The 23868-nt window shown below is 63.4% G+C and carries 28 protein-coding genes and 1 pseudogene; 8 read left to right on the top strand and 21 right to left on the bottom strand.

The features are described 5' to 3' along the window. Positions 1 to 44: 44 nt before the first annotated feature. Positions 45 to 344: a hypothetical protein gene (locus BLU29_RS03580; RefSeq protein WP_091055204.1), complete on the top strand. Its 300-nt coding sequence runs from the start codon at positions 45 to 47 to the stop codon at positions 342 to 344. Beyond that, on the top strand, positions 341 to 628 hold the full coding sequence (locus BLU29_RS03575) for a hypothetical protein (RefSeq protein ID WP_157693601.1): 288 nt from the start codon (positions 341 to 343) through the stop codon (positions 626 to 628). The genes BLU29_RS03580 and BLU29_RS03575 overlap by 4 nt, the downstream gene beginning before the upstream one ends. Before the next feature lie 15 nt (positions 629 to 643). On the opposite strand, the gene BLU29_RS03570 is transcribed toward BLU29_RS03575, so the two are convergent. From BLU29_RS03570 to BLU29_RS03560, 3 genes are all read right to left on the bottom strand, one after another. Further along, on the bottom strand, positions 644 to 1702 hold the full coding sequence (locus BLU29_RS03570; protein ID WP_091055202.1) for an NAD(P)-dependent alcohol dehydrogenase: 1059 nt from the start codon (positions 1700 to 1702) through the stop codon (positions 644 to 646). A gap of 125 nt (positions 1703 to 1827) precedes the next feature. Beyond that, the gene (locus BLU29_RS03565) at positions 1828 to 3744 is read right to left on the bottom strand and encodes a fibronectin type III domain-containing protein (protein WP_157693600.1); all 1917 of its coding nucleotides are present in this window, start codon (positions 3742 to 3744) and stop codon (positions 1828 to 1830) included. 217 nt (positions 3745 to 3961) lie between these two features. Next, the gene (locus BLU29_RS03560) at positions 3962 to 4936 is read right to left on the bottom strand and encodes a ParB N-terminal domain-containing protein (protein WP_091055200.1); all 975 of its coding nucleotides are present in this window, start codon (positions 4934 to 4936) and stop codon (positions 3962 to 3964) included. Between the two features lie 286 nt (positions 4937 to 5222). Between BLU29_RS03560 and BLU29_RS03555 the strand changes: the two genes are divergently transcribed. After that, positions 5223 to 5912, top strand: coding sequence for an ORF6N domain-containing protein (locus tag BLU29_RS03555; protein ID WP_091055199.1), 690 nt, complete (start codon positions 5223 to 5225; stop codon positions 5910 to 5912). A 55-nt stretch (positions 5913 to 5967) separates the two neighbouring features. On the opposite strand, the gene BLU29_RS03550 is transcribed toward BLU29_RS03555, so the two are convergent. The 4 genes from BLU29_RS03550 to BLU29_RS03535 form a co-directional block, all read right to left on the bottom strand. Next, on the bottom strand, positions 5968 to 6987 hold the full coding sequence (locus BLU29_RS03550) for an ATP-grasp domain-containing protein (protein ID WP_091055198.1): 1020 nt from the start codon (positions 6985 to 6987) through the stop codon (positions 5968 to 5970). 4 nt (positions 6988 to 6991) lie between these two features. Next, positions 6992 to 8011: a hypothetical protein gene (locus BLU29_RS03545; protein WP_091055197.1), complete on the bottom strand. Its 1020-nt coding sequence runs from the start codon at positions 8009 to 8011 to the stop codon at positions 6992 to 6994. Positions 8012 to 8127: 116 nt separating this feature from the next. Next, positions 8128 to 8556 carry a nuclear transport factor 2 family protein gene (locus BLU29_RS03540; protein WP_091055196.1) on the bottom strand — a complete coding sequence of 143 codons (429 nt, stop codon included), beginning with the start codon at positions 8554 to 8556 and terminating at the stop codon, positions 8128 to 8130. Between the two features lie 109 nt (positions 8557 to 8665). Then, the gene (locus BLU29_RS03535; RefSeq protein ID WP_157693599.1) at positions 8666 to 8896 is read right to left on the bottom strand and encodes a hypothetical protein; all 231 of its coding nucleotides are present in this window, start codon (positions 8894 to 8896) and stop codon (positions 8666 to 8668) included. 98 nt (positions 8897 to 8994) lie between these two features. Between BLU29_RS03535 and BLU29_RS03530 the strand changes: the two genes are divergently transcribed. Continuing rightward, positions 8995 to 10113: a Gfo/Idh/MocA family oxidoreductase gene (locus BLU29_RS03530; protein ID WP_343125157.1), complete on the top strand. Its 1119-nt coding sequence runs from the start codon at positions 8995 to 8997 to the stop codon at positions 10111 to 10113. Between the two features lie 284 nt (positions 10114 to 10397). Here the strand turns inward: BLU29_RS03530 and BLU29_RS03525 are convergent, their stop codons facing one another. From BLU29_RS03525 to BLU29_RS03505, 5 genes are all read right to left on the bottom strand, one after another. Continuing rightward, positions 10398 to 11366, bottom strand: coding sequence for a DUF2950 domain-containing protein (locus BLU29_RS03525; protein WP_197677757.1), 969 nt, complete (start codon positions 11364 to 11366; stop codon positions 10398 to 10400). Between the two features lie 20 nt (positions 11367 to 11386). Then, positions 11387 to 12691 carry a DUF3300 domain-containing protein gene (locus BLU29_RS03520; protein ID WP_091055193.1) on the bottom strand — a complete coding sequence of 435 codons (1305 nt, stop codon included), beginning with the start codon at positions 12689 to 12691 and terminating at the stop codon, positions 11387 to 11389. 631 nt (positions 12692 to 13322) lie between these two features. Next, entirely contained in the window at positions 13323 to 13628 is a 306-nt protein-coding gene (locus BLU29_RS03515) for a type II toxin-antitoxin system RelE/ParE family toxin (protein WP_091055192.1), read from the bottom strand. Beyond that, positions 13607 to 13798 (bottom strand): hypothetical protein, encoded by a 192-nt coding sequence (locus tag BLU29_RS18280; RefSeq protein ID WP_091055191.1) that lies wholly within the window; start codon positions 13796 to 13798, stop codon positions 13607 to 13609. The genes BLU29_RS03515 and BLU29_RS18280 overlap by 22 nt, the downstream gene beginning before the upstream one ends. A gap of 144 nt (positions 13799 to 13942) precedes the next feature. Next, a complete protein-coding gene (locus BLU29_RS03505; RefSeq protein ID WP_091055190.1) occupies positions 13943 to 14404 on the bottom strand; it encodes a histidine phosphatase family protein in 462 nt (153 codons plus the stop codon). 741 nt (positions 14405 to 15145) lie between these two features. Between BLU29_RS03505 and BLU29_RS03500 the strand changes: the two genes are divergently transcribed. Continuing rightward, on the top strand, positions 15146 to 15460 hold the full coding sequence (locus tag BLU29_RS03500; protein WP_091055189.1) for a hypothetical protein: 315 nt from the start codon (positions 15146 to 15148) through the stop codon (positions 15458 to 15460). Between the two features lie 354 nt (positions 15461 to 15814). Then, on the top strand, positions 15815 to 17578 hold the full coding sequence (locus tag BLU29_RS03495; RefSeq protein ID WP_157693598.1) for a hypothetical protein: 1764 nt from the start codon (positions 15815 to 15817) through the stop codon (positions 17576 to 17578). 264 nt (positions 17579 to 17842) lie between these two features. Here the strand turns inward: BLU29_RS03495 and BLU29_RS03490 are convergent, their stop codons facing one another. The 4 genes from BLU29_RS03490 to BLU29_RS18785 all read right to left on the bottom strand — a co-directional run bounded on the left by BLU29_RS03490 (position 17843) and on the right by BLU29_RS18785 (position 20410). Beyond that, on the bottom strand, positions 17843 to 18259 hold the full coding sequence (locus tag BLU29_RS03490; RefSeq protein WP_091055187.1) for a PIN domain-containing protein: 417 nt from the start codon (positions 18257 to 18259) through the stop codon (positions 17843 to 17845). 2 nt (positions 18260 to 18261) lie between these two features. Beyond that, positions 18262 to 18636 carry a DUF6364 family protein gene (locus tag BLU29_RS18275; RefSeq protein ID WP_172830199.1) on the bottom strand — a complete coding sequence of 125 codons (375 nt, stop codon included), beginning with the start codon at positions 18634 to 18636 and terminating at the stop codon, positions 18262 to 18264. A 150-nt stretch (positions 18637 to 18786) separates the two neighbouring features. Further along, on the bottom strand, positions 18787 to 19254 hold the full coding sequence (locus BLU29_RS03480; RefSeq protein ID WP_157693597.1) for a hypothetical protein: 468 nt from the start codon (positions 19252 to 19254) through the stop codon (positions 18787 to 18789). Between the two features lie 721 nt (positions 19255 to 19975). Further along, positions 19976 to 20410, bottom strand: a complete 435-nt coding sequence (locus BLU29_RS18785) for a very short patch repair endonuclease (RefSeq protein WP_343125156.1) — start codon at positions 20408 to 20410, stop codon at positions 19976 to 19978. Positions 20411 to 20508: 98 nt separating this feature from the next. Between BLU29_RS18785 and BLU29_RS17850 the strand changes: the two genes are divergently transcribed. Further along, positions 20509 to 20775, top strand: a complete 267-nt coding sequence (locus tag BLU29_RS17850) for a hypothetical protein (protein ID WP_157693596.1) — start codon at positions 20509 to 20511, stop codon at positions 20773 to 20775. A 1-nt stretch (position 20776) separates the two neighbouring features. On the opposite strand, the pseudogene BLU29_RS03470 reads toward BLU29_RS17850, so the two are convergent. From BLU29_RS03470 to BLU29_RS03460, 4 genes and pseudogenes are all read right to left on the bottom strand, one after another. Beyond that, positions 20777 to 21007, bottom strand: a pseudogene (locus tag BLU29_RS03470) (DNA cytosine methyltransferase); the annotation flags it as partial. A gap of 8 nt (positions 21008 to 21015) precedes the next feature. After that, a complete protein-coding gene (locus BLU29_RS17845) occupies positions 21016 to 21807 on the bottom strand; it encodes a hypothetical protein (protein WP_157693595.1) in 792 nt (263 codons plus the stop codon). Positions 21808 to 21846: 39 nt separating this feature from the next. Then, the gene (locus tag BLU29_RS03465) at positions 21847 to 22257 is read right to left on the bottom strand and encodes a type II toxin-antitoxin system VapC family toxin (RefSeq protein WP_091055182.1); all 411 of its coding nucleotides are present in this window, start codon (positions 22255 to 22257) and stop codon (positions 21847 to 21849) included. 1 nt (position 22258) lies between these two features. Further along, the gene (locus tag BLU29_RS03460; protein ID WP_091055181.1) at positions 22259 to 22504 is read right to left on the bottom strand and encodes an AbrB/MazE/SpoVT family DNA-binding domain-containing protein; all 246 of its coding nucleotides are present in this window, start codon (positions 22502 to 22504) and stop codon (positions 22259 to 22261) included. A 278-nt stretch (positions 22505 to 22782) separates the two neighbouring features. On the opposite strand from BLU29_RS03460, the gene BLU29_RS17840 reads away from it, so the two are divergent. Next, the gene (locus BLU29_RS17840) at positions 22783 to 23499 is read left to right on the top strand and encodes a hypothetical protein (protein ID WP_157693594.1); all 717 of its coding nucleotides are present in this window, start codon (positions 22783 to 22785) and stop codon (positions 23497 to 23499) included. A 64-nt stretch (positions 23500 to 23563) separates the two neighbouring features. Here the strand turns inward: BLU29_RS17840 and BLU29_RS17835 are convergent, their stop codons facing one another. After that, positions 23564 to 23737, bottom strand: a complete 174-nt coding sequence (locus BLU29_RS17835; protein WP_157693593.1) for a hypothetical protein — start codon at positions 23735 to 23737, stop codon at positions 23564 to 23566. Between the last annotated feature and the right edge of the window lie 131 nt (positions 23738 to 23868).

Below are 23868 nucleotides of genomic sequence, written 5' to 3'. Positions count from 1 at the left end.
GTGTTCCGGCTTGGCGCGGAGCGGGGCGGTGCTAGCGTGCGGGCATGAGCCAGACTCCCGCACCGGACGAGCTTCCCCGGGATCTGAGGAACTGGGATCTGCTCCGTCGGAAGGGGAAGAAGCGCTTCATCCTCATCACGGGCGTCCTCTCCTACGGCGTGCCGATGTTCGTCGTCATGACGTTCTTGGTGAACCGCAAGTCGGAGGTGATGCCGGAACCGCTGCGGCTCGCGATTTCCCTAGTGATCTGGCTGCTCGGCGGCGCCGCCTTCGGCTGGATCATGTGGAAACTGAACGAGGGCCGGTATCAGAAGTTCCTGGCCAAGCAGGCCCCCAAGCCGTGACGCGGGGCGCAATCATCCCGGGCGGCCTCTATGCCGGGAAACGGTCGGACGGCACGGGTTATATGATCGTCAAGGTGCTGCGCGTGGACTTCGCCGTGCACATCCGGATTTACGCGGAGGATTTCAAGGAGCCGCCGCAGGGGATCAAGTCGTCCTCGCTCAAGGTCGCCCTCGGGCACGCGCCCATGTCGCCCGAGGGCTGGGGCGAGAAGCATATCCTCCTGGGCGTGGAACCCGTCACCGAGGACGAGCTGTCCGGCTATCGGGCGTATATGGGCGGGTGACCGGTCCGGCCGGGCTCACTTGAGCGAGGCCATGTCGATCACGAAGCGGTATTTCACGTCGCTCTTGAGCATGCGCTCGTAGGCGGTGTTGATCTGGTCCATGCGGATCATCTCGATGTCGCAGGTGATCTTGTGCTTGCCGCAGAAATCCAGCATTTCCTGCGTCTCGGGCAGCCCGCCGATGAGCGAGCCGGAGAAGGAGCGGCGGCGCATGATCAGGGGGAATGCCGCCACGGGCAGCGGCTGCTCGGGCGCGCCGACCAGCGTCAGGTTGCCGTCGCGCTTCAGCAGGTTGAAATAAGCGTTGAGGTCGTGGTTGGCGGAAACGGTGTCCAGGATGAAGTCAAAGCTGCCGGCATGGGCCGCCATCTGGGCCTCGTCCTTGGAGATCACGACCTCGTGGGCGCCGAGGCGCTTGCCGTCCGCGACCTTGCCGGTCGACGTGGTGAACAGGACGACGTGGGCGCCAAAGGCCTTGGCGAACTTGACGCCCATGTGGCCGAGGCCGCCCAGGCCGACGATGCCGACCTTCTGGCCCTTGCCGACCTTCCAGTGGCGCAGCGGGGAATAGGTGGTGATGCCGGCGCACAGCAGCGGCGCGGCGGCGGCGGGATCGAGGTTGGCGGGCAGGCGGAGCACGAAGTCCTCCGTCACGACGATGCTCTGCGAATAGCCGCCGAGGGTGCCGCCACCGAGGATCGGGTCCGTGCTGCCGTAGGTCATCACCATGCCGTTGCAGAACTGCTCGAGGCCCGCGCGGCATTCCGGACAGGTGCGGCAGGAATCGACGAGGCAGCCCACGCCGACGGTGTCGCCCACCTTGAACTTCTTCACGCCCTTGCCGGTGGCCGTCACCTTGCCGACGATCTCGTGGCCCGGCACGGCCGGATACTGCGTGAAGTGCCATTCATTGCGGGCAAAGTGGAGATCGGAATGGCAGACGCCGCAATATTGGATCTGGATCTGGACATCGGTGGCGCGCGGCGAGCGGCGCTCGATGGTGGCGGCGGCGAGCGGGGCCGTGGCCGCGGTGGCGGAGAAGGCTTTGACGGAGTAACAGGCAGGCTTGGCCATGGGAGGAAGCGGGTGGGTGGCGGCTACGATGCCCAATCCGGGCCGAACTGCAACCATCAGGTCTTTCTTCTTCGGTGTGATTTTGACGATCCGGCCCCTGGTGCCTGTCGGGCGACCGCACCCTGTCACCTTTCGGATCGCCGCAAACGGACGCGCAGGAGGACCAGGAGGATGAGCGCCGCGGACATCCACGGAGAAGTCGCGCCGCCTCCACCGCCGCCATTCGGCGCCGCCATGCCCCCGCCGCCCGGGGACGGGCTCGGGCTGGGCGACGGGCTCGGACTGGGTGCCGGACTGGGCGTGGGGCTGGGCGTCGGATTGGTGCTCGAGGCCGCGATAAAGGCCCCCTGGCTCTGGTTGAAATAGGTGCCCCCGCCCGACACCTCGTGCCGGACGGCCCGCACCATATACGTGAACGTGCCCGCGGGTGCGCTGAGATCGGTGAACGTTGTCGCCGTCACGGGCGAATCGGTGATCCGGGTGAACGGCCCGGCGTCGCTCGTCGCGCGATAGACATGATAGCCGGTGTCGGCGTCCGGCGAGGCGGTCCAGGACAGCTGCGGCGAGCCCCCGCCGGTCGTCACGCTCAATCCGCCCGGTGGCGCGACGACATGCATGCGCAGTGTCGGATCGCCCAGCAGCGCGATATGGATGCCGCGGGTCTGGAGGTTCACCTGGTTGGTATAGAGCGTGGTGTTGTTCTGGCTCAGCCGGATGCCGAAACCCGCGGTCTCGCCCATCGCCATGTGTTGGAAGAAAAGGTGCGGCCGGCCGGAGAAGGCCGCCGTCAGGCCGTAGTCGGGCGCCGCGAGGGCGGCCCGCATGATGTTGTCCGGCTGGCTCCAGTCCAGCAGCCAGCTGCCAAACAGCAGGTAGAAGGTCCCGCGCGCGCCCTGGTTCACGAGGTCGGTGGACCACACGTCGAAGTAGAGGCCGTGGAGGCCGAGCCCGCCGATGCTGGTGTTGCTGCCGGCGCCCGCGCCGTAGACCCACAGCCAGTCGTTCGCGGTGAGCAGGGAGATCCAGCGTTGGTCCGCCGGGCTGATGTCCTCGACATTCGCGGCCGTTATGCGGCCCGGGCCGAGCACCGCGGAGAAGGTCCGGAAGCCGGAGGCCGCGAAGGCCTCGCCGCCGAAATCGCCGAACCGGTCGCCCACCAGCGCGCGCGGCGTCACCCGCCGGATGGCTTGGCGGAAGTCGTGGTCCTTGCCCAGATAGCGGCGGAGCAGGTCGGTCTCGCTCCCGAACGAGGGCATGTCCGCGAAGTCGACGCGGCCGACCATCAGTCCCACGTCCGAAGGAATCTGGTTCTGGTCGAACACGCCGTCGCCGTTCGCATCGGTCCAGGTGCCGGCCATGTCGCCGTAGAACACGTCCGCGGGCAACGGCCGCCCGCCGTGGCCGTCGACGTCGAGGTTGCCGGATTTGGCCACGGGCACGTGGCCGAGCAGCAGCACGGCGCGGGCGTTCGCCGGGTCCTCGTTGTAGGCGCCGCGGATCACCTCGCGCACGGCGGCGGGTGCGTCGCCGCGGCCGACGTCGCGGCGGGCCACCGTCCAGCCGTCGCCCGTGAGGTCGCTGATCAGTTGGGCGATCTCGGCCGTGAGCGCCCCGGCGATGCTGCTGTCCACGACAAGGATGACTTTTCCGCGGGAATCGACGACCGGCAGGTCGATGCCGGAGGCAAGGTAGCCGTAGCCGGTCAGGAGCGGGGATTGCCGGACAATCTGATATTCGTAAAGGCGGCCCACCGTCACGTTCGTGTCGACATAGCTCGTGCTGATGGCGGGCAGGTTGATGAGCGGCGTCCAAACGGTGGCGCCGGCGTCCTTGCGGGACACGGCGTAGCCGGTGGCGCCGGAAGAGAGCGGGCCCGTCGTCCAGGAGATCGTGATTTGCGGGGGCGAGGCCTGCACCGTGGCGCTGGCCTGCACCGCGTAGGACGTGTCGAGCGCGGCCCCGGCCCACGTCGGGAACGAGAGCACCAGCACAAGCCAGCCCGCAACGCGAAGACGACGGGACGGACGGCGGGAGACTGGCATGTCCATGGGCATGGCAGATGGGCGTGGACACGGATAAACCGCGATGAGTGGGTTGGACCGGGTGCGCCGGCCGTAGTGCCGCCGGTTGCGCTTATTTTCCGTCCGGCACAACCAACCGCCAATCAACAACTGACGAATCTTACGCCTGCTTTTTCGGTTTGAAGCCCCTGACTTTGACGACCCGGCCCTTGGCGTCGCAGGTCGTCCACCCGCGGCATTACTCGTCGTCGGCTGCGCCGCCGCCGCCCGATGCGCTGATGTCCTCCTGCTTGATCCGGTCCACGTTCATGCGCTCGACCTTGCCGCGGATCGTCTTGATGAGCTCCTCGAGCTCCGGCGGCTCCTTCATGAAGCGCAGCGGGTTCGAGCGGGCGACAACGAAGGTCTTCAGGTAGGGACTGACAAAGCCCTTGGCCTTCAGCTTGGCCACGGCCTCGGCGACCTTCTCGTCGAGCTCCAGCAACATCGTGGCGTGTTTCTCGTGGGTCTTGAGCGCTTTCGTCAGGGAGTCGTCGGCGAACGAGGTCAAACGCCGGACGAACGAGTTGTAGACGCCGCCGCTGAAGCGGGGCTTCTGCTCGTAGCAGAGGCCCATGGTGATGAGCGACGCCTCCTCGAAGTAATAAGCGAAATCCTTCTCGGCCTTGCTGGCGCTGTCCTCGAGCAGGTTCCGGAAGATGCGGATGACCTCGAGGGACTTGTCCTTCAGGTTGTGGGCCTTCTCGGTGTTGAGGGCCAGGATCTGCCAGGCGACCTCGCGCTTCGGGACGACGAGGGCGGTGATGGACTTCGCGCCCAGCCGGCGCATGGCGGCGAGGCGGTGACCGCCGTTGGGCGTCCAGAAGCCGCCCTCCGGCGCCGTGATGGCGATGATCGGGTCGAGGAACATGCCGGTGCGGTCGATGACGTCGGCCAGCTTCTTGTGGTGCATGTCGGACACGTCGCGCTGGAAGGGCGTCGGCTCGACCGCGGCGATGGGCAGCACGGCCAGCAGGAGCGGATGCTTCCCGATGGGCTCGGCGTATTGGCCGACGACCACACCGCCGGCGCGCTCGACGGCCGCCTTGGTCTCGAGGGCGACGCCGGTCAGCTCGCCCAGCAGGGCTTCGGCGGCCTCGGCGCCGCGGGTGTTGGCCTTGGCTTTCCGCGGACGCTTCTTGGGGGGAAGGCGTTTCAGGTTACTTTTCGGCATGAGCTAATTGAACACAAAGCAGCTAAGAAACGAAGGGATTTTTAAACCCCGAGATCGCAGAGACCACGGAGGTAATCTTCTCTGGGCACTCTGGGTCCTCGGTGTTAAAGCGATGGGGAAGGTTGACGGTTTGAGTCTCACAAGGCGACTCTAACAGCAGGCCCTGACAGCCCTATGTCAGGAGCTGTGGGGTCGGGGCTGAGTTTTGCTCGAACGTTTGGGTGAGTTGCGGCTGATTGATGACCGGGCCACGCGGCTGCCGTTTGCAGCGAGGAGATCCTGGCCCATGAAAAACGACGAAGCGCAGCAGCGCGAAGATGGCCAAGCCGCAGGTTTGGCCCGGAGTCCCGGTCTAACGGGACGGAGGGTGAGAGAGTCGGGTGCCCCATCAGGGCGGAATCGCTCACAGTTACCGCCGATTCATAATATCCGGCGTCAGCGCGTGATGCTCGATAGTGATCTTGCCCGGCTTTACGGCGTGACCACCTCACGGCTTAACGAAGCGGTGAAGCGCAATGCCGACCGCTTCCCGGCCGACTTTCGCTTCCAACTCACCCGCGAGGAATCCCTCCGTTTGATATCGCAAATTGCGATATCAAGTTCTGAAGGCACTGATAATCAGTCTGATGCTCCGAACTCATCGCAAATTGCGATGAGTTCCCGGAAGCATCGCGGTGCGGCTTACTTGCCTTGGGCATTCACCGAGCACGGAGCGTTGATGGCAGCGACAGTGCTCAAAAGTTCGCGGGCGGTGCAGATGAGTTTGTTTGTGGTCAGGGCGTTCGTTCAGATGCGCGAGGAACTCCAGGCTCATGCGACGGTGTTCAAGCGCCTCGTGGAGATTGATAAGAAGCTCGTGACGCACGACGTGATTCTGCGCGATGTCTACGAAAAGCTCCGGCCTTTGCTCAACCCGCCGGAGAAACCGACGAAAGAGCTGGGGTTTCATACGCTGTTGAAGAAGCCCAAGCGCTAAAAGGCGGAAGGCAAGAATCGGGGCGTAAAGCCCCTCCTACAGTTGGAGACCCGCCTCAATCCCGGTCGGTGATCAGCCCGAGGCGGGCGATCCGGTCGATCAGCTGCGGGTAGGACAAACCCGCCTTCAGGGCCGACTGGGCGAAGTCCTCGTCGGGGGCGAGGATGGGATTCGGGTTCGCCTCGATGAAGTAGACCTCGTTCTGCGCGGTCAGCCGCAGGTCGAGCCGCGCGTAGCCGTCGATCGTCAGCAGGCGGTAGATGCGCTTGCAGACCGCCTCGATGTTCCGCACCACCGCCGGATCCAGGCCGGTGGCGAAGCGGTTTTCCAGGCCCCAGCGCTCGCGGTAGGCCTCGTCCCACTTCGCCTTGTAGGTGGCGATCTTCGGCTCGTCGGGCGGCACCTCGCGGAAGACCAGCTCGCGGATCGGGAAGACCTGGAGGCGGTGGTTGCCCATGATGCTGACGTAGAGCTCGCGGCCCTCGATGTATTCCTCGGCGATGACGTCGCCGTCCAGCTTCTCGTGGATGAACTGCACCCGTTCCTGGAACTGCCCGTCGTTCTCCACGAACGAGGCCTGCGAGATGCCGTAGGAAGCCTCCTCCTTGAGCGGCTTCACCAGGATGGGGAAGCGCAGCCGCTTCGGCCGCGCGCTGCGCTTGCCGCGCGGGATGGTGACGAAGGCGGCGGTGGGGATGCGGTGGTAGCTGAGGATTTTCTTCGAGATGCCCTTGTGCTTGCACAGGACCAGCCCCGACGGGCCGCAGCCGGTGAAGGGGATGCCGAGCATCGCGAGGAACGACACGATGTGCTGGTCAAACGTGGGGTTGTTCCGGAAGGTGTCGGCGAGGTTGAAGATCACATCCGGGCTGAAGGTCTGGAGCTTCTGCCGCAGCAGATCGGGATCGTCGAAGATCGCCAGGTGCTCGTGGGTGTGCCCGAGCTCGTCGAGCGCGGCCAGCACGCCGGCCTCGGTCTTCCAGTCGTCCGTCTTCAGCTCCGGCCCCAGGTCGGCGTCGATGGCCGTGGGCTGACCGGTGTCGAACAGGGCGAGGACTTTCAGTCTCTTGGCCATGGCGTCACTTGGTGCGTTTGAATTTTCCCGTGAAGAGGTAGTTCATGACGAGCGTCGTGATGTAGGCGGCCACGGGCAGGTCCGGCGCCGGGCCGCCGGACGGGAGGTGCAGGCCGAGCTGGTCGCAGCGCTCGATCAGGCGGGCGAGCAGCTTGTTGACGCGGTAGCGTTTCTCGTTCGTCGGCTCGCACACCGCGTCCAGCAGTTCGCGGCGCCGCGCGCGGAGGTAGCGCGAGGCCGCCAGGGCCCGGCCGGCGTCGGGCGCGCCGGTGAAGAGTTGGCGCAGGTCGCGGTCGTAGAAATCCGGGTAGGTGTCCTCGTAGAGCTTCCGCTTCCGCGCGTAGTGGGTCTTCAGCTTGACGTTGAGGCAGTCGAAGTCCTTCACCCGGTAACCCGGCTGGTAGGGCGGCATCCGGCCGGCGAGCGACCCCATCAGCTCCTCGACGTATTCGAGTTTCTGCAGGGCCTTCCAGCCCTTGAAGCGCTCGCGCCAGTCGAGTCCCGGCGTCAGCCACACGGCGAAGGTCTCGGCGAAATCCTCGTCCGGGTGGCTCTGCGCATACCAGTCGTCGAGGTGCACGACGTAGGAATGGCTGTAGGGCCGCGGCCGGTAGGAGTCCGGCGTCGTGTCGGTGGAGGTCAGGCCGAACACGCGCTGCCATTTCCGTTTCCGGGTCAGCTGGTAGGCGTAGGCATAGGCGTGGGCCGCCTCGTGGCGCATGAGCCGCATGAACCACTCGGGGCTCTCGCCCTCGACCTCGAGCATCATCGTCCGCTCCAGCCGGCGCAGGCGCTCGTGCGTCAGGAAGAACGGGACGAAGATGGCCGGGATGCCGACGGGCACGAACCACTCGTCGCCGACGTGGCAGGGCGGATGGAACACCAGGCCCTTCGCCGTCAGCTCGTCATACAGTTGCTGCACCAGCGCCGCGAGCGGCGTGCCCGCCAGGGTCAGGCCGAGCTGGGAGATCTTTTTGTCGAGCAACGCCTCGTCGCCCAGATCAGCCCACGCGGTGGTTTCCATCGGCCGAGGGTAGGGGCGGCGCCCGGCGGCTACAAGCCAGCAACCGGCGGAGGACGGAGGACAGATGACGGAGGACGGAGAACTGAAGACCGGTCAATCTCACGCGAAGGTGCGGGCTAGTCGCGCTGCAGGATGCCCTTCAGGTCGGGGCCGATCGGGACCGAGGTGTGCTCGTGGATGATCTTCCACGAGCCGCCTTCCAGTTTGAGCACCCAGGTCAGCCGATTCTGCATGCTGCGCAGTTCGGTCCCGGCGGCGGAGATCGCCGCATAGATCACCCGGGCCGTGAGGGAGGCCAGGTCGCCGGTGACGGTGGTCTGCAGGCGATCGAAGGTCACTGCCACGCGCTCCTCGCCCAGGGACGAGAACCACTGCTCGATCACCTGGCGCCGGGCTTGCTCGCCCTCATAGGACCACACGCCCCAGGTGTCGAAGACGCGGGCCGAGGGATGGTAGAGGCCGAGGAAGGCGGCGACGTTCTTCTCATGGACGGTGCGCTGGTAGTTCTCGCAGACGCGGGTGAGGCGGGGATCGATGTCACTCATGCGAATTCGTGTTTTTCCGAAACAAGCAGCCCTTCGTCCTGCAGGCGAATGCAATCGGCGGAGGGGGAGGGCGCCGCCGGATCGGGGAAGAGCGATCGGAGCGCGGGGCTCACATCGTCCAGAGCGTCAGGCCCCGCAGGTTTTTCCGTCCGGCGCGCCGGGCGAAGACGAGGCTGGCCAGATAGCCGGTCACGATGCAGGTGAGGATGGCGATGAACGCGTGGAAGAAGACGCTGGTCGCGGTGTGATACTGCACCCACCACGTGAGCAGCAGGCTGCAGCCGGCCCACCCGGATTTGCGCTTGTTTGACGACCGGTTCAAAATCACGTTCCTGGGCATGCGACGCCGGATCAAAGTCTGCACCGGGTCCTGAAGCTTCCCCTGGCGCAAACCACCCTATGAATCGTCGTGACTTTCTCACCAGCGCGGCCGTGGCCATGGCGGCCGGCTCCGCCGCCCCGCAAAACCTGTTCGCCGCCGACAACAAGGCGGACGGGATGAATTACGCCCCCGTGGGCAAACCGAATGCCGTCGTGAAGCCGGGCGAATTCGTCTTCGCCGCGGCGCACCTCGACCACGGCCACATCAACGGCATGAGCAACGGCCTGACCGAGGCCGGCGCGACGTTGAAGTGGGTTTTTGATCCGGACGAGAAGAAGACCAAGGCGTTTCGGGAGAAATATCCCCAGGCCAGGGTCGCCCGGTCCCTGGATGAGATCCTGTCGGATCCCGAGGTGCACCTGGTGGCGTCGGCGGCGGTCACGTCCGAGCGGGGCCCGCTGGGCTGCCGCATCATGGAGGCGGGCAAGGATTACTTCAGCGACAAGGCGCCCTTCACCACGCTCGAGCAGCTGGCGCAGTCAAAGGCCGTGGTGGCGCGCACCGGCCGGAAGCACATGGTTTATTTCGGCGAGCGGTTGCACAATGAATCCGCCATGTATGCCACCGACCTCGTCCAGCAGGGGGTCATCGGCCGCGTCGTGCAGGTCACCTCCCTCGCGCCCCACCGCCTGAGCGCGGCCACCCGGCCGGCCTGGTTTTTCCAGCGGGCGAAGTATGGCGGCATCCTTTGCGACATCGGCAGCCACCAGTTCGAACAGTTCCTCGCCTACACCGGCGCGACCGATGCCACGGTGACGCAGGCGCTGATCGGGAACTTTGCCAACCCGAACTACCCGGAGCTCGAGGACTACGGCGAGGCCTCGCTGGTCGGCAACACCGGGGCGTCGAACTATGTCCGGGTGGACTGGTATACCCCCGACAGTCTCGCCACCTGGGGCGACGGCCGGACCTTCATCCTGGGCACGAAGGGTTTCATCGAGCTGCGCAAATACATCGACATCGCCCGGGACACGACGGGCAATCATGTCTATCTGGCCAACGAGAAGGGCGTCGCCCACATCCCCGTGGAGGGCAAGGTCGGTTACCGTTTCTTCGGCGAGTTCATCCTCGATTGCCTGAACCGCACGGAAAAAGCCATGACGCAGGCCCATGCCTTCAAGTCGGCGGAACTGGCCCTGCTCGCCCAGAATGCCGCCAAGCGCCTGACGGCCTGAATGGCCGGCGGGTGCGTCCTGGCCGGCCTCGAATCAGGCGGTGTTGGCCTTGGCCAGGCGCATCGGCGCCAAACAGGCGCGACGGGGCGATGAAGGGTGCGACGGCCGCGGTGCCGGTCGCGGCCCGGCAAAAATCACGACGCGAAATCACCAGGGAACGAGGAGGGCGGGAGGGCATTGGGGGAGGGGCGTTAAAACGCAACGAACCAGCGCGGGGTGACATCAGGTTGGGGCGAAACCTTTCCTGTCGCACGCTTTTCTTCGGCAAAACGACCCGGCCGGAATCACGGCCGGCCCGGCGCAGGCACGGGCGTCCAGGCACTGTCGGGATCGAATTCGGACAGGGCCGCGACCTTGGCGGCCGGGTCCGGACCAAGGTTGGCCTGGTAGACCCGGCCCTGCTGGTTGACGATGAAGGTCATGACGCCCGATTCGCCCCACATGCCCGGATACGCGACCAAGGCAAAGCCGGCGATCATGTTCCCGTTGATGATATAGTTGTAGGCCCCGCCGGGAGCATGAGGGCCCTGTTTGGTCAGGATCTTGAATAGATAACCGTGAAACGGCTGGGGCGCCTCGCCCGGCTTGCGCGGACCGTAACCCTCGGCGCGGGCGCTCGCCACCAAGGGCCCGAACGGGCTCGGCTCCTCACCCGGGGCGGGTTCCCAGAATAATCCGTCCTTCTGCCCGGGAGTGCTCTTGATCTTCTGCGCGTATTTCAAAACCCCGCTGTTGTCGCGGTCCTGGCCGGCGTATTCGCGCTGGGCCTCGACGTAGGTGCGGCAGACGCCGATCGCGACGAGCTCGTTCCCGCCCACCCGCCGGTTGATGATCTCCTCCTTGCCGGCGAGGGTGTCGAAGAACCACTTTCCGTCCTGGCGGACGAGCGGGATGGGGAAGGGCCAGTCCTGGGCGCCGATGTTGAGCACCATCTTGTCGGGGCCCTCGGCCGAGAGCCGGCAGAGTTGACCGAGCGCCTTGGCAAAGTCCGCGAATTCCTTCGCATCCTGCACCTTGTCCCCCGAGATCAGCTCGTGGCCGTGCGGCCCGAAGATTTCGTGCAGGGTGGGTTTGTCGTGGTCCCGGGTCGCGGCGAGGAGGGCCTTCACGGCCTCGTCGGGCGAGGCGAACTGGCGCTGGGGCGCGGCGGCGGCGGGCGGCGCGACCGGCTCCGCGGCCGCCATGCTGTTCCCGAAAACGAGCGCGGCGCCGAGGAGTCCGGCGAGCAGGTGGAATCGTGAATCGGTTTTCATGGGCGCGGGTGCCGGGAAAGTCAGTTTGGCTGGCGGCGCGGGTCGCGCTTGTCATTCGACGCCGGCTCCGAACGCGCGGCGGGTGGATTTGGATGCGCGGCGGGTGCGCTTTGCACCTGTTGCCGGCTGGACTGGCCGCGCTGGCTGGCGTCGCGGGCGTCGCTGCCCCGGCTGTAGCCCCCAAACACGCTCGTGGGCGGCGCGGCGGGACGGGCGGCGGGCGGCCCATGGTTCACCGCCGGAGGAGCAGCATAGCCGCGGGGATCCGGCCGCACATTCGCGGGCGGGTTTCCCCGGCGATAATCGGGTGCGGGCGGCGGGCTGGGCGCCTGGCTCTCAGGCACCGTGCCCCGGGAGATAGGACGCGGGTGATTGATCGGCGGACGGACTCGATCGGGTTCGCGCGGAGGCTCCCGGTGTTGCCCGGGATTCGGCTGCCACGTGTGTCCGACGGGCGGGCGCCTGTCCCGGCCCTGATCTCGATCCCGGCCCTGATCATGATCGCGGTCCCGGTCGCGATCGTGGTCTCGATCCCGGTCCCGGTCATGGTCCCGGTCGCGCCACGGCGGGTGGCGGTAGTCGCGGTTATGTTCCCAATCGCCGACCCAGATGCCGTGATGGTCCCAATCGAGATCGCAGTTGAGCCAGCCTCCCACCGGGAAGCCCACGCCGAAGGTCACCCAGACGGCATCAGCCGGAACCTGCTCCTCGTAAACCACCACGGGATCGTAGCGTGGCACATAGATCATGTCGGGCCCGGCGGGCACGATGCGGATTTCGGTGCCGTCCATGATCACCTGTTGCTGCGGCGTGTTCCGGAGGGTGCCGGCGGCCAGCGCCCGGGCGCGCAGCTGCTGGATCGATTTCATCACGTCGGCCGGCTGGAGGCGGAAGGCCTGGCCGGCCTGCTGCGTCCAGGGAAGGTTCTCGTCCATCCATTGCACGATCTCGGGATAGTGGGCCAGCGACTTGACGCTCTCATCCCAGGGCTGGCGGTCCAGCAGGGCGGGGTTGCCGTTTCTCCTGAGAAAGTCGGCCGCATCGACGATGTCATCGGGCACGGTCGCGGCCGGCAGGATCAGCGCCACGAGGGCATCCGGATAGAGGGCGATGGGGGCGAAAATATCGTCGAGCTCCTCGGGCGAACGCAGGGCCGAGGCGGGCACATTGTAGGCAAGCGGTGACGGGGCGGGCTCGGTGTAGTAGGGCGCCTGGGCGCAACCTGCGAGGGTGGAGCCGAGCGCGAGGATGGTCAGGAAGGAAACTCCCACCTGCGGCCGGAGCAAGGTGATCACAGGCTTCTCGGCCAGCCTCTGACGTTTCATGCCGCACGGTGTCCCAACAACCGGACTGCGTCAAATCCGGCCTTTTGGCCGGCCGGCGGGTAGTGGGTCAGTTTGATGTAGGTCGGGCTTTAGGCCAAACACCCAAAGCTTTTACACGAAGGCCGCAAAGAACGCAGAGATATTTCCCATCGCAGGATCTGCTTCGCGGCCTTGGCGACCTTGGTGTAGAGTGTAGTAGGGAGTGGTTTCAAAGCTCGGAAGGGGACCACTAAAAGGATTCCGCCAACGGCGGAATCTACTTTCATCGCTCCGGCTAGCACTACTCCGTTAGGTTCCAACACACCCCGTCGCTCCGCGCCACCCCTCTCCAGAGGGGATTATCGCCGGCGTTGGTTTGGATCCCCTCTGAAGAGGGGTGCCCGTCAGGGCGGGGTGTGTCGCTCGAGGCATCATATACCTAACGGAGTAGTGCTAATCGCCTCCGCCGCCAGGTTCAGGGGGCGGCTGATCGCCGCCCTTTCTGCCCGCGATCAGCGGGCCCCTGAAACCCACCGCGCAGGAGATCAGCCGGAGCGGTTTCTGTGGATTTCACCCTTGGTGAAATCTCATTAATGGTTCTTTTTTGAAGGTTTGAAGGCACTCCCTAATGGGCACTAATCGGCACTCATGTTCAGGCCGGGGGCAGGTGGGGCGTGCCCCGGGCACCGTGCCAGAAACGCAGCACATAGACCGCGTCGGGGTTACGATGAACTTCGTAGATGATCCGGTAATCGCCGTGCAAGACCTCGCGCACGGCCGGGTCGCCGGCTTCGGGCACCATGCGGCCGCGTGCGGGGAAGGGATCGATGGCCAAGGCGGCGTCAAGGAGGGCGTGGCCGAAGGCGCGGGCCCGGTCGGGACTGTCAGTGGCGATCCGGCGGACGATGCCGCTGAGGTCTTCGATCGCCTGCGGGGTCAGGATGACGGAGAGGCCCATGTGTCTACAAGTTTGCGAACTTGCTCGACGGGCTGGCCTTCACCGCGGCGGACTTGAGCGCGAGCTGCCTCGATGCCGGCGCGCAGCTCGATCTCCCGGGCGATCTCCCGGAGGGGAGTGTCGGGGGGCAGCTGTTGCACGATTTCGATGGCGAGTTCGCGGTTGCTCACGTCGGAAAGCTAGTCGGGCAGGGCGGAGATTCAACCTCGGATTTGGCTCACGCCAAGGCGCGGAGACGCAAAAAGGAATGTCACGTATTACGGGACAGGTGGTTTGGGGCGGAGAGCATTTTTTGCGGCCCGCCCGGCGGCCGGTCAGACCAGCTCGGGGGAGACGTGCCAGCGCACGGCCCACGCGCCGCCGCCCCGGTCCAGCCGGAGCACGGCGCACTTCTTCAGCACGAAGCGCGGCGGCGCGGCCTTCCCGGTCACCAGCAACGACGCCAGGGCGCTCAGGTGCGGCTCGTGGCCGACCACCGCCACCGGCCGGCGCAGGGCGAGGAGTTTTTTGACGATGGAATCGGGGGAGTCGCCGGGCCGGAGGCCGGAGACCGTAGTGAGCCGGGCCTTGGCCTTGAGCCGTTTGGCCAGCAGGACGGCGGTGTCCGCGGAGCGCCGCAGCGGGCTGTGCCAGATTTCCCCGGCCTCGAAGGCCCCGGAGCCGCGCAGGAAACGGCCCAAGGCACGGATCTGGCTCCGACCCTTGGCGCTGAGCGGTCGGGCCGCATCGTCGTCGCCGTCCAGGGCATGGGCGTGGCGGATCAGGTAAAGGTGCATGGGGGAGCGACGGTAGTAGTCCGGCCGGCTCCGGCAAGCCGCGCAATGTTACAACCCCGACACATTCGCCCGACGGGGCCGGTTGAATCACCCAGCGCGGGCGGAGGAGGCAGGTTTTTTTAACCACTAATCCACACTAATGGACGCTAATGAAGGAAGCCTTGGATCCTCGGATTGGTTCACGCAGAGGCGCGGAGATGCAAAGGAGACGGGGAAACCTTTAACCACTAATGGGCACTAATCGGCACTCATGTTCAGGCCGGGGGCAGGGATCGGAAACCTGAAAGCTGAAACCTGAGACCTGAGGGAATGGTTCAGGCGAAGACGCGGAGACGCGAAGTAACAAGACCAGAAACTTGACGGAGCGCTGCGCGGCGACGGTGGCAGCGCAGGCTTCCGTCGTGGCGGAGGAGTCCGGGATCGGCTTGAAATTTCCCGGCCGGGCCGTTTTGGGGTGACTCGATTTAGGCGCCTTTTTTCAGGCAGTCTTCCAGTTTGGCCGCCGGGCCGCGGCAGGCTAGGTTGCCGCGTGAGCTGTGACTTCCTTCCCACGTCCCGACGCCCGGCCTCACCCCGCGGTCGCTCCCCGGCTACCCGGGGTGTTCCCCCCGGCACCCCCAAGGTGAGCCGAAGGATAGCCGAGTTATAGCTGTCCGACAGCGCCGGTCTACCCGTAGGGACTACGACGGGACTACGGCGGAACTATGGCGGAAGCATGGCCAAACCCACCGCAAGCAACCCATGGCAAAATTCACCCTCTCACCCGCCCTCGCCAGCCTGTCCGGCAGTTTCGGCAACCTGGTCTTCAAGCAATACCGCAAGGACAAGCGCGGCGGGGTGGTGAGCCTCAAGCCCGACATGAGCAAGGTGAAGCCCTCGGCGGCCCAGCTGGCCCGGCGCGAGCTGATGCGCTCGGCCGGCTTCTTCCACCGGCGCGTGCTGGCCGACCCGGTCCTGTTGCGGAAATACACTGCGATCGCGCGGCGGCGGCGGATCAACCTGTCCGCCGCCACGATGGGCGACTATATCCGCCAGGGTGGCAAGCCGGCGCAGTGATCCAGGCCCGCCCGGCTAGTGGGTCAGATTGGTTTCTTCCCTGTTGTAGGTCGGGGTTTATCCCCGACAGGTCGCGTGGCATGTCGGGCCTAATCCCAAACACCCAAAGCTTTTACACGAAGGCCGCAAAGAACGCAGAGATATTTCCTCTCGCAGGATCTGCTTCGCGGTCTTGGCGACCTTGGTGTAGAGTGCAGTAGCTTGAGGCGATTGGTATAAAGCCCGACCTACCTCAAACTGAGCCACCCCCCGTTTTTCTTTCGTGCGTCTCTCTTCCCGACCGCTTACGCTCTTTCAAAAGCCTCCCCGCCTGCCCCCACGCCCCGGTTCACCAGCCTGTTTCTCCTGCCCGCCATGAGCACACCCGCCCCTGCCTCTATCCGCGGTGTGCGCCGCCTGTTCGGCGCCGCCTTTGTTCTGTTCACTTCCGGCCTCGCGACGACCCTGGCCGCCGCCGGCCCGTCCGGCCCGACCCCTGAGCCGGGCGACGTGCGCATGGTCGGGGCGGTGGATTTTCCCGTGACCTGCGCACCGTCCGCCAAGCCGGAGTTCATGCGCGGCGTGGCGCTGCTGCATTCCTTCTTCTACGAGGAGGCGCGCCGGGTCTTCACCGCCGTGGCGGAAAAGGATCCCGCCTGCGCCATGGCGCAATGGGGCATCGCGATGACCTGGTGGCACCCTATCTGGGCGCCGCCGACCCCGGACGAAATGCGCGCGGGCAAGGCGGCCGCGGACAAGGCGATGGCCCTGGCCGCCGGCACCGACCGCGAGCGCCGCTTTATCACGGCGCTGAACGCCTACTACAACACGGCCGAGAGCCTCGACCTCGGCCCGACCGGTCAGTCCTGCCACGGGCCGGTGGGCCCGCGCGACCGGGTCGTCGCCTATGAGAAGGCGATGCGCGAGCTCTTCGCCCGGTATCCCGATGACTTCGAAACCCGCACCTTCTACGCGCTGGCGGTCCTCTCGGTCGGCTACGCCACCCCGACCGACGCCACGCTCGCCAACCAGTTGAAGGCCGCGGAAATCCTCGAGGAACTTTGGCGGAAAAATCCGCGCCATCCGGGGGTCGCGCACTACCTGATCCATTGCTACGACTATCCCTCGCTGGCCACGCGCGGGCTGCCGGCCGCCCAAGCCTATGGTTCCATCGCGCCCTGGGTGCCGCACGCGCTGCACATGCCCTCGCACATCTACACGCGCCTGGGCATGTGGGATGAGGCCGTCGTCGCCAACCAGGACTCCAGCGCCGCCTCGCGCGCCTACGCGGCCAAGCGCCACCGCGCCGCGACCGAAGCAGAGGAACTGCACGCGCTCGATTACATGGTCTACGCCTTCCTGCAGGAAGCGCAGGACGCCAAGGCGAAGGAGGTGAGGGACTTCGTCGGCACCGTGAGAAAAACCAACCCGGAGCTGGAATTTTCCGCCGCGTATGCGCTGGCCGCCGTGCCTTCCCGCTATGCGCTCGAACGCAACGCGTGGGCGGAGGCGGCGGCGCTGCCCGTGCCGGAGCTGCCGCATTGGGCCAGGTTTCCCTTCATGGAGGCCCTGATCGAATACGCCCATGCCATCGGCCGGGCCCGCAGCGGCGACCTGGCCGGGGCGCGCCAGGCGATCGCCCGGATGCGGCAGCTCGCCGATGCGACGACCGACGCCAAATTCGATTACTACCGCATGCATCTCGAGCTGCAGTTGATGGCCGCCGGGGCCTGGGTGATGTTCGGCGAGGGCAAAAAGGACGGGGCGATCGACCAGTTGCGCCACGTGGCCAAGGCGGAGGACGACCTCGGCAAGAGTCCCGTCTCGCCCGGGGCGCTCGTGCCGGTGCGCGAGCAGCTGGGGGACATGTTGCTGGCAACCGGCCAGCCGCGGGAGGCGCTGGCGGCGTTTGAAGCCGCGCTCAAGATCTACCCGGCACGTTACCGGGGTTTGTATGGCGCGGGACTGGCGGCCGAACAGGCCGGGGACCGGGAGAAGGCGCGGCTCTACTATGCCAGACTGGCCGCGCTGACGGCGAAGGGGGACGGCGGGCGGAGCGAGCTGGCGCACATCCGCGGCTATCTGGCCGCGAACCACCCGGAGACGGAACCGGTCAAGGTGGCCGACGCCCGGAACTGAACCGCCCCGGTCGGCTGCAAAAGGCGCAAGAGGATTTGGGTAGTGGGTCAGTTTGATGCAGGTCGGGCTTTATACCAATCGCCTCAAGCTACTACACGCTACACCAAGGTCGCCAAGACCGCGAAGCAGATCCTGCGATGGGAAATATCTCTGCGTTCTTTGCGGCCTTCGGGTAAAAGCTTCGGGTGTTTGGTATAACGTATTACGTTACCAGAGCCCGAGGCCTCAGGGGTGTATCGGGCATGGCCCGGCCGCTCCTGCCGGTCAGGCCTTGGCGGCCAGCCGGACAAAATCCTCCGGGGTCACGGCCTTCACGGGGGACCGGCGGAAATTGGCGGTGTTGCGGGTGACGATGTGGGTGGCCCCCGCGCCTTCGGCGGCTGCCGCAATTAGCGCGTCCTCGAAGTCCGCCATGGGAAAGGCCAGGGCGCGTTTGACCTCGGTATTGTCCAGCCGGGCTATGTCCGTGCCCTCAATCAGGTCGGCGATGAATTCGCGTGCTTTGGCTGGCCCGGCTGACCGTCCGACCAGATAGGAGAAGGTCGCCAGTGAGTGGACGGCCAGAAGACCGGAGCCGGGATTGTTGAGGCACCAGGCCACCGTGGCTCCGCTGGCTACATGCAAGCCTGGACGGCGCAGGGCGACGTCAACCAGCACGTTGGTATCCAGCAACGGCCGCATGGTCAGCGCATGTGCTTGGCGACAATCGCCGCCACCCGCTCGTCTTTGAGCGCGGTTGGGTCGAGTTTAAAGGCGCCCTGCCACTTGTCGAGGAAGCGCTCGCCGGCATCGGCCGCGGTCAGGCGGTTCAGGTGGTTCTCCACCACCCAGGAGAGCGGAACCTTGCGGCGGCGCGCCCAGAGCTTGCCCCGTTTGACGGCGGCCTTGTCCACATAAAGGGTGAGCTTGGTCTTCATACGTGGGAAACAAATGCTTACGTAAGCAGAGTCAAGCCGCGCTTTTCCGTCCGGGTCCGGCCAGCCGGGCGTGTTTTCAAACCCAACCAATACCCGTTTCCTGTCATTCTGAACGAAGTGAAGTTCCGAGCGCAGCGACATCCTCATCCATGCGTTCGCTCGCGATATGGTCTTCGCTGCCGTGGATCCTTCGCTGCGCCCAGGATGACAAACCGGGTTTGAAAACACTCCCTAAAAGAAACAGTATGGCCAAACCCCGGCGTCACGCGGCCCGGGCGATCCGCCGGCCGCCTATTCGTTGCGGACGCGAAAGCTGATCGTCCTGGCCAGTTTATCGTTCACCCATATCTCGATCTGCCAGTTGCCGGTGGGGTCGCCGGGATCGAACCAGAAGGAATGGATCACCGCGGTCTCCGAGGTCCTGGTCTTCTCTGACGAAATAGTGGTGCCGGGTTTTTCGGGATTCGTCTTGGCCAGGTCACCTGTCACCTGATCGGGTGGGGCGGGAAGGTGAAAGACAAATTGATATTCGAACGGAACGTTGGCGGCCGACGTCGTGATCTCGAAGCCCCAGCGGTAGCCCGTAGCCTTGAATTTTCGCACCAGGTCGGTGGTTTCCGCCACCAGGGAGGAATTGCCGTCCTTGTCTTCGCGCAGGACGCCGAAGCGGATGCGGAAAGCGGCGGAGTCGTCGGTGGCGCGGGCGAGCGGGGCAAGGGCGAGGCAGGCGCCGAGCAGCAGGAGGGTGGGGTATTTCATGCGGTCGCCCAGGGACACGGGCGACCGCGGCAGAATCGGGCCGTCCCAACCCAGCGTCAAACCAACTCGCGCCAGAACTTGGCGTTGGCTTGTCGGGCCGAAGCGTTGGCGAAGGCTGATCTTGGGCTGGGTGGCGTGTCTGGGGCGGGGATTGGAAACCTGAGACCTGACGGAGCGCCTGGCGCGGAGATGGCGGAGCAAACCTGAGACCTGAGGATTGGCTCAAGCAAACGCGCACCGTTGCCCGCTGCTGTGGGCCCGGTGTTTGTCCCGAGAACTCCGCGCTCCGCCGGATTCACGGGCATACGAAGGGCGCGAAGGCGGGCCGGGTCGGTTCCGAGCCGAGAAGGGGCAGCGGACAGATTCAAGAGCAGCGCGAATTCACTCTCGAAGTGGAGCTCGAGAATGGCCGCCGAGGAATCAGGCGAGACAGCCCAACGATTGATGCCGGCAACCCTGCCAAGGCAGATGCCTTCCTCGCCGCCATATTCGCCTGCCAGAATCAGGATGCGATGGCCCTCCAAGGAACACGAAGTTTTCATGTGGCAACCATACCAGATCCAGACCTGCAAAGTGTTCCATTTTGGAACAAACGGCTTTTTTTTTGGCCAATAGGCTGGGCAGGCAGGGATGGTCTCACGCAGAGGCGCAGAGGCGCAGAGGCGCGGAGACGCAAAGGAGACAGGAAAACTTTTTAACCACTAATGAACGCTAATCGGCACTAATTTTGGAGCACGGAAAGCCGGCGGAAAAGCCGTGGCGAATTGCGCTTAGCCAATTCATGCTCCCAAATGCGGATCACACGCCAGCCGGACCGGCGAAGCTCACGGCCGACCAGCCGGTCCCGTGTGCGGTTGCCCTCGATCTTGGCTTTCCAGAAGCTCGCCCGGGTCCTCGGCCATGTGGCGTGCCTGGGGCAGCCGTGCCAGAAACAACCGTCGACGAAGACGGCCACACGGAGCCGGGGGAATATGAAGTCGGGGCGGACTCGGCCCGTGGAGCGGTGGCCTGCGAGACCTGAAACCTGAGACTTGAGACCTGAAACCCTGAGCGACAGCGAACAGCCCCGTCGCCAGCCCGTGATGCCATTCACCCGGAAAACCTGGATCAGCCGCAGCTCGGTGCCCTTGTTCTTAGTTCCTCGGATGCGGGACATCACATCAGAGCGCTTAGTCTTTGAAAATATGTCTGCCATGGCCCGGCAGGTAGGATGACCAGCCTTGCGGGAGGGTTTCAATCAGTTACAACATGGCCATGGAAACTTCGCTCTATACTCGAGCTCAACGGGCAATGGCTGAGCTTAAAGGTGCGGTTTACGAACTCGTCGCTAGCTCGCCTGAGGGACTAACAAATGCCGAAATCGGACGTAAGCTTGGAATCTATCAAGGGCATGTCGGTCACGAAGGTCATGTAAGCCGAACGCTCTTGGGTTTACTCGCTGCCGAACAAGTTCTGGTTCAGGACGAGAAGTCCAAGCGTTGGAGTGCTCGAAAGACCGGAGCTGCCGAACCAGCAGACTAAATCAGTCAAGTAATTCCGCGACTATCTTTGCGATTTGCTTGGCGAGCAGGGGAGGGACGGCATTGCCGACCTGCTTGTATTGCTCGGTGCGCGGGCCTTCGAAGAGGTAGTTGTCCGGGAAGGTTTGTAGGCGGGCGGCTTCGCGCACAGTCAGACTCCGGCACTGCGCCGGGTCGTAGTGGATGAAGTAGTGACCGTCCTTCGAGATATGTGAGACCACGGTCGTGGACGGGCGGTTGGCTATCCGCGCAATACCGCTGATACTAACTGTCCGGCCGAGAAATCAGGGTTGATCCACGGCATCACAATTGTGAGGCCGGTCTCCTTTTTGCGCGTGACCCCAAAACTCGAGCAAAAATCATCTATAATGGCAGAATCGCTAACCGGCCCCGTAAAGCCGTCTTCATCTGCTAGTCCAAAATATCCATCGGGCATGAAATCTTCTTCACCAACTGAATGGCATTTTAGAACGGATCGCCCCATCAAATAGCGCTCTCCATCGGCAGAGCGAACAGTTAGGCCGAATACGGAATTAACTTGGCTAGCACTTGGGAACACATGTTTGCCAACGCCCCATCGCCCGCGTTTATCGCCAAGTTTTTCCGAACGACCTTCAGCACGAAAGAAGTAAAAGAACAAATTGCCCTTTTCTTCTTCGGACTGATTCACATCTCCGTTTAGTCCGCAGGTTCCAAAGTCTTCGAAAACAAGGAAAGGGCAGACCGCATCAGATGAAGGAGGATGTTTTATGCCGTTTCCTTTCGCGCTGAAATGATCCCAAGCTCCGATCATGAATTGTTTGACGCTTTTCGAAGAGGCGGCGGCCCCATTAGTCGCGAGAAACACGCGTATTTGGACGGGGTTCTGATCTCCATCTTTGAGGGCCGCGTCTAGAGAATTTTGAATCCCTTCTCTGATCAGTGCCTCTTCAGGATTTTTGATTGCTTCATTTGCGAAGAATTCCCCTTGAATTGGATCACGAATAGGATCTTTTCTGCGCCGATCGTTAAATTGCCATTGGGGCTTACTCATAGGGTCAATGTTAAGCGTTACATGCTCGTTTGGGTGAATCTAGTGGGTGAGCCACAGCATTTTAATTTCCTTATCGAGGGCCTTGAATTCTTGATCTCCGGTCACCAGCTCGGCCTTCTTTTCCTTGGCCAAGGCAGCGGCGAAGGCATCAGCTAGGCTTAGGCGGTAGGTGGCCTTGTAGATAGCGGCTTGACGGGCGAGTTTGAGGTCGTCGCCGATACCAACGATTTCGATGGGCAGGCTGGCGATGATCTGTGCGTGTTGCTCGGCGACATCCTGCGAAGTTTCTCGCATCGTGCTGTAGTAGACTTCAGCCCAGTTGATGGACGTCAGGAAGAGCTTGTGTTTTCCCCGGCTTGCTTGGTCGAGGAGCTCTTCTACGGCTTCCGCCGCAGATTCATCCTCGAAGAAGGCCATCAACGCCCAGCTGTCTAGAACACGATTGGCCATGTCAGAGGGCCCTCTCGTGTTTGCGATCTGCCATCATGGACTTCATAACGCCGCAGCCTTTGAGGGAACCGCGCAGGCTCTTGATGTAAGAGCGGGTGATGGGCCGGAGGAGGATGCCTTCGGGAGTCTTGGTGACCGACGCCTTCGTGCCGTCCTCAATTCCGAATTCCTTGCGAAGTTTCGCAGGGATCACCACCTGGCCCTTGGTGGTGAACTGAACCGTTTCGGTGGTTGAAGTAGCATTCATGACCTGAAATCAGGCGTCTGCTAAAAAGTAAGTCAAGAGTCAAAAAGTAGGATAACCGTAAAAAGTCGGAAATATGTTTCCGTGGAAGATTATTAAACCACGCGTGGGTAAACAGGGAGCTTTCACCTCCGCCTCTAGCAGTGTAATAGGCAAGTTCCCCTTCAGCTGGCGCATAAGGTTTTTTGGACGTGCGTTCAGGCGGAGGTATATTAGAGATAAAACCACAAAGACGCGTTGGGCCACGCGATGCCAAATAATTGGCATCTTTGAATCACCCTATGGCTCAATCCCAACCAATACCGCAAGGCCAGGCCGCAGAACTCCTCCCGACAGGAGACGAAAAGGACCTTCTCCTACAGATTCGAAGCACCCATACACACGAAATCGTGATTGGTTTATGTGGTTCCGTTGGTGCCCCAACGGAAGCGGTTTCAAATCGACTTAAGGCGCTGTTAGAAGGGCATTACAGCTACCAAAGTTATGTGACAAAACTGAGCACGTATATTGAAAAATATGCGGAATCTCCCATCAACAAAGCATCGATTTATAGTCGCTACCATACGCTCATTTCTGAAGGTAATCGGATCAAAGGCACCTATGGGAACTCAGTTCTTGCTGAACTAGCGATTGCAGAGATTTCGATCAGGCGAGATCAAAAGTTGAAAGTTAGCGGAGGCAGCGAATTTCAACCCGAACGATTTTGCCATATAATCGATTCAATCAAAAACCAGGATGAACTGAATGCATTCAAAGCTGTTTATGGAGATCTTTTTATCTGCATTGGTGTTTATTCTTCACCAGAAGCTCGTGAAGAACGGCTAAAGCAGCGGGGTATAACTTCCTTTATGGACCATTTGGTGACGGTCAGACCCTTTGAAGTGCGGGTGGAGACCCGCCTTCGCGCGAGGCTTCCGCCGTCGCTAGAGCTCTGGCGCGACAAGGCGGCGGGTTGGACTTGGGCAGGTCACGGAAGCGTAGAGCGATATTTGTCGTGATAGTCCACCCAGGATTGCGCCATGTCCGGATTCTCGTCGCGGCCGCTTCACCCTTAGCTTCTGATCATTTCGCCGCCTCATTCAACATTGCAGTAATCCACGCCCTCACGGTCAGCCCTTGGGCCACAGCCTTTCGTTCAAACGCGACCAGCTCGATTTCTGAGAAACGGATTGGAAAAGGCGTCTTCGCCGCCCCCTTTGGAAGCTTGGGCCGACCCTTCTTGGATTTCTTGGACATATTGTAATACGAAAAGCTCTTGCGATGAATCAGGTATTCTGTATTACATTTAGTCAATCCAATAACGGCCATGGCAAAACATCCCCTCTACAGAAAAGCGAATCCGGGTGGTGCAATACCTCGTTGAGGGT

Source organism: Opitutus sp. GAS368, from assembly GCF_900104925.1.
In the GTDB taxonomy this organism is placed as follows: Bacteria; Verrucomicrobiota; Verrucomicrobiia; order Opitutales; family Opitutaceae; genus Lacunisphaera.
This window is presented reverse-complemented; position numbering and strand designations above follow the sequence as displayed.

Coding starts and splice junctions, on each gene's coding strand:
- BLU29_RS03580 (WP_091055204.1), top strand. CDS start 45: ATGAGCCAGACTCCCGCACCGGACGAGCTTCCCCGGGATCTGAGGAAC.
- BLU29_RS03570 (WP_091055202.1), bottom strand. CDS start 1,702: ATGGCCAAGCCTGCCTGTTACTCCGTCAAAGCCTTCTCCGCCACCGCG.
- BLU29_RS03565 (WP_157693600.1), bottom strand. CDS start 3,744: ATGCCAGTCTCCCGCCGTCCGTCCCGTCGTCTTCGCGTTGCGGGCTGG.
- BLU29_RS03560 (WP_091055200.1), bottom strand. CDS start 4,936: ATGCCGAAAAGTAACCTGAAACGCCTTCCCCCCAAGAAGCGTCCGCGG.
- BLU29_RS03555 (WP_091055199.1), top strand. CDS start 5,223: ATGAAAAACGACGAAGCGCAGCAGCGCGAAGATGGCCAAGCCGCAGGT.
- BLU29_RS03550 (WP_091055198.1), bottom strand. CDS start 6,987: ATGGCCAAGAGACTGAAAGTCCTCGCCCTGTTCGACACCGGTCAGCCC.
- BLU29_RS03545 (WP_091055197.1), bottom strand. CDS start 8,011: ATGGAAACCACCGCGTGGGCTGATCTGGGCGACGAGGCGTTGCTCGAC.
- BLU29_RS03540 (WP_091055196.1), bottom strand. CDS start 8,556: ATGAGTGACATCGATCCCCGCCTCACCCGCGTCTGCGAGAACTACCAG.
- BLU29_RS03535 (WP_157693599.1), bottom strand. CDS start 8,896: ATGCCCAGGAACGTGATTTTGAACCGGTCGTCAAACAAGCGCAAATCC.
- BLU29_RS03530 (WP_343125157.1), top strand. CDS start 8,995: ATGGCGGCCGGCTCCGCCGCCCCGCAAAACCTGTTCGCCGCCGACAAC.
- BLU29_RS03525 (WP_197677757.1), bottom strand. CDS start 11,366: ATGAAAACCGATTCACGATTCCACCTGCTCGCCGGACTCCTCGGCGCC.
- BLU29_RS03520 (WP_091055193.1), bottom strand. CDS start 12,691: ATGAAACGTCAGAGGCTGGCCGAGAAGCCTGTGATCACCTTGCTCCGG.
- BLU29_RS03515 (WP_091055192.1), bottom strand. CDS start 13,628: ATGGGCCTCTCCGTCATCCTGACCCCGCAGGCGATCGAAGACCTCAGC.
- BLU29_RS03505 (WP_091055190.1), bottom strand. CDS start 14,404: ATGCACCTTTACCTGATCCGCCACGCCCATGCCCTGGACGGCGACGAC.
- BLU29_RS03500 (WP_091055189.1), top strand. CDS start 15,146: ATGGCAAAATTCACCCTCTCACCCGCCCTCGCCAGCCTGTCCGGCAGT.
- BLU29_RS03495 (WP_157693598.1), top strand. CDS start 15,815: ATGAGCACACCCGCCCCTGCCTCTATCCGCGGTGTGCGCCGCCTGTTC.
- BLU29_RS03490 (WP_091055187.1), bottom strand. CDS start 18,259: ATGCGGCCGTTGCTGGATACCAACGTGCTGGTTGACGTCGCCCTGCGC.
- BLU29_RS18275 (WP_172830199.1), bottom strand. CDS start 18,636: ATGTCGCTGCGCTCGGAACTTCACTTCGTTCAGAATGACAGGAAACGG.
- BLU29_RS03480 (WP_157693597.1), bottom strand. CDS start 19,254: ATGAAATACCCCACCCTCCTGCTGCTCGGCGCCTGCCTCGCCCTTGCC.
- BLU29_RS18785 (WP_343125156.1), bottom strand. CDS start 20,410: ATGTCCCGCATCCGAGGAACTAAGAACAAGGGCACCGAGCTGCGGCTG.
- BLU29_RS17850 (WP_157693596.1), top strand. CDS start 20,509: ATGGAAACTTCGCTCTATACTCGAGCTCAACGGGCAATGGCTGAGCTT.
- BLU29_RS17845 (WP_157693595.1), bottom strand. CDS start 21,807: ATGAGTAAGCCCCAATGGCAATTTAACGATCGGCGCAGAAAAGATCCT.
- BLU29_RS03465 (WP_091055182.1), bottom strand. CDS start 22,257: ATGGCCAATCGTGTTCTAGACAGCTGGGCGTTGATGGCCTTCTTCGAG.
- BLU29_RS03460 (WP_091055181.1), bottom strand. CDS start 22,504: ATGAATGCTACTTCAACCACCGAAACGGTTCAGTTCACCACCAAGGGC.
- BLU29_RS17840 (WP_157693594.1), top strand. CDS start 22,783: ATGGCTCAATCCCAACCAATACCGCAAGGCCAGGCCGCAGAACTCCTC.
- BLU29_RS17835 (WP_157693593.1), bottom strand. CDS start 23,737: ATGTCCAAGAAATCCAAGAAGGGTCGGCCCAAGCTTCCAAAGGGGGCG.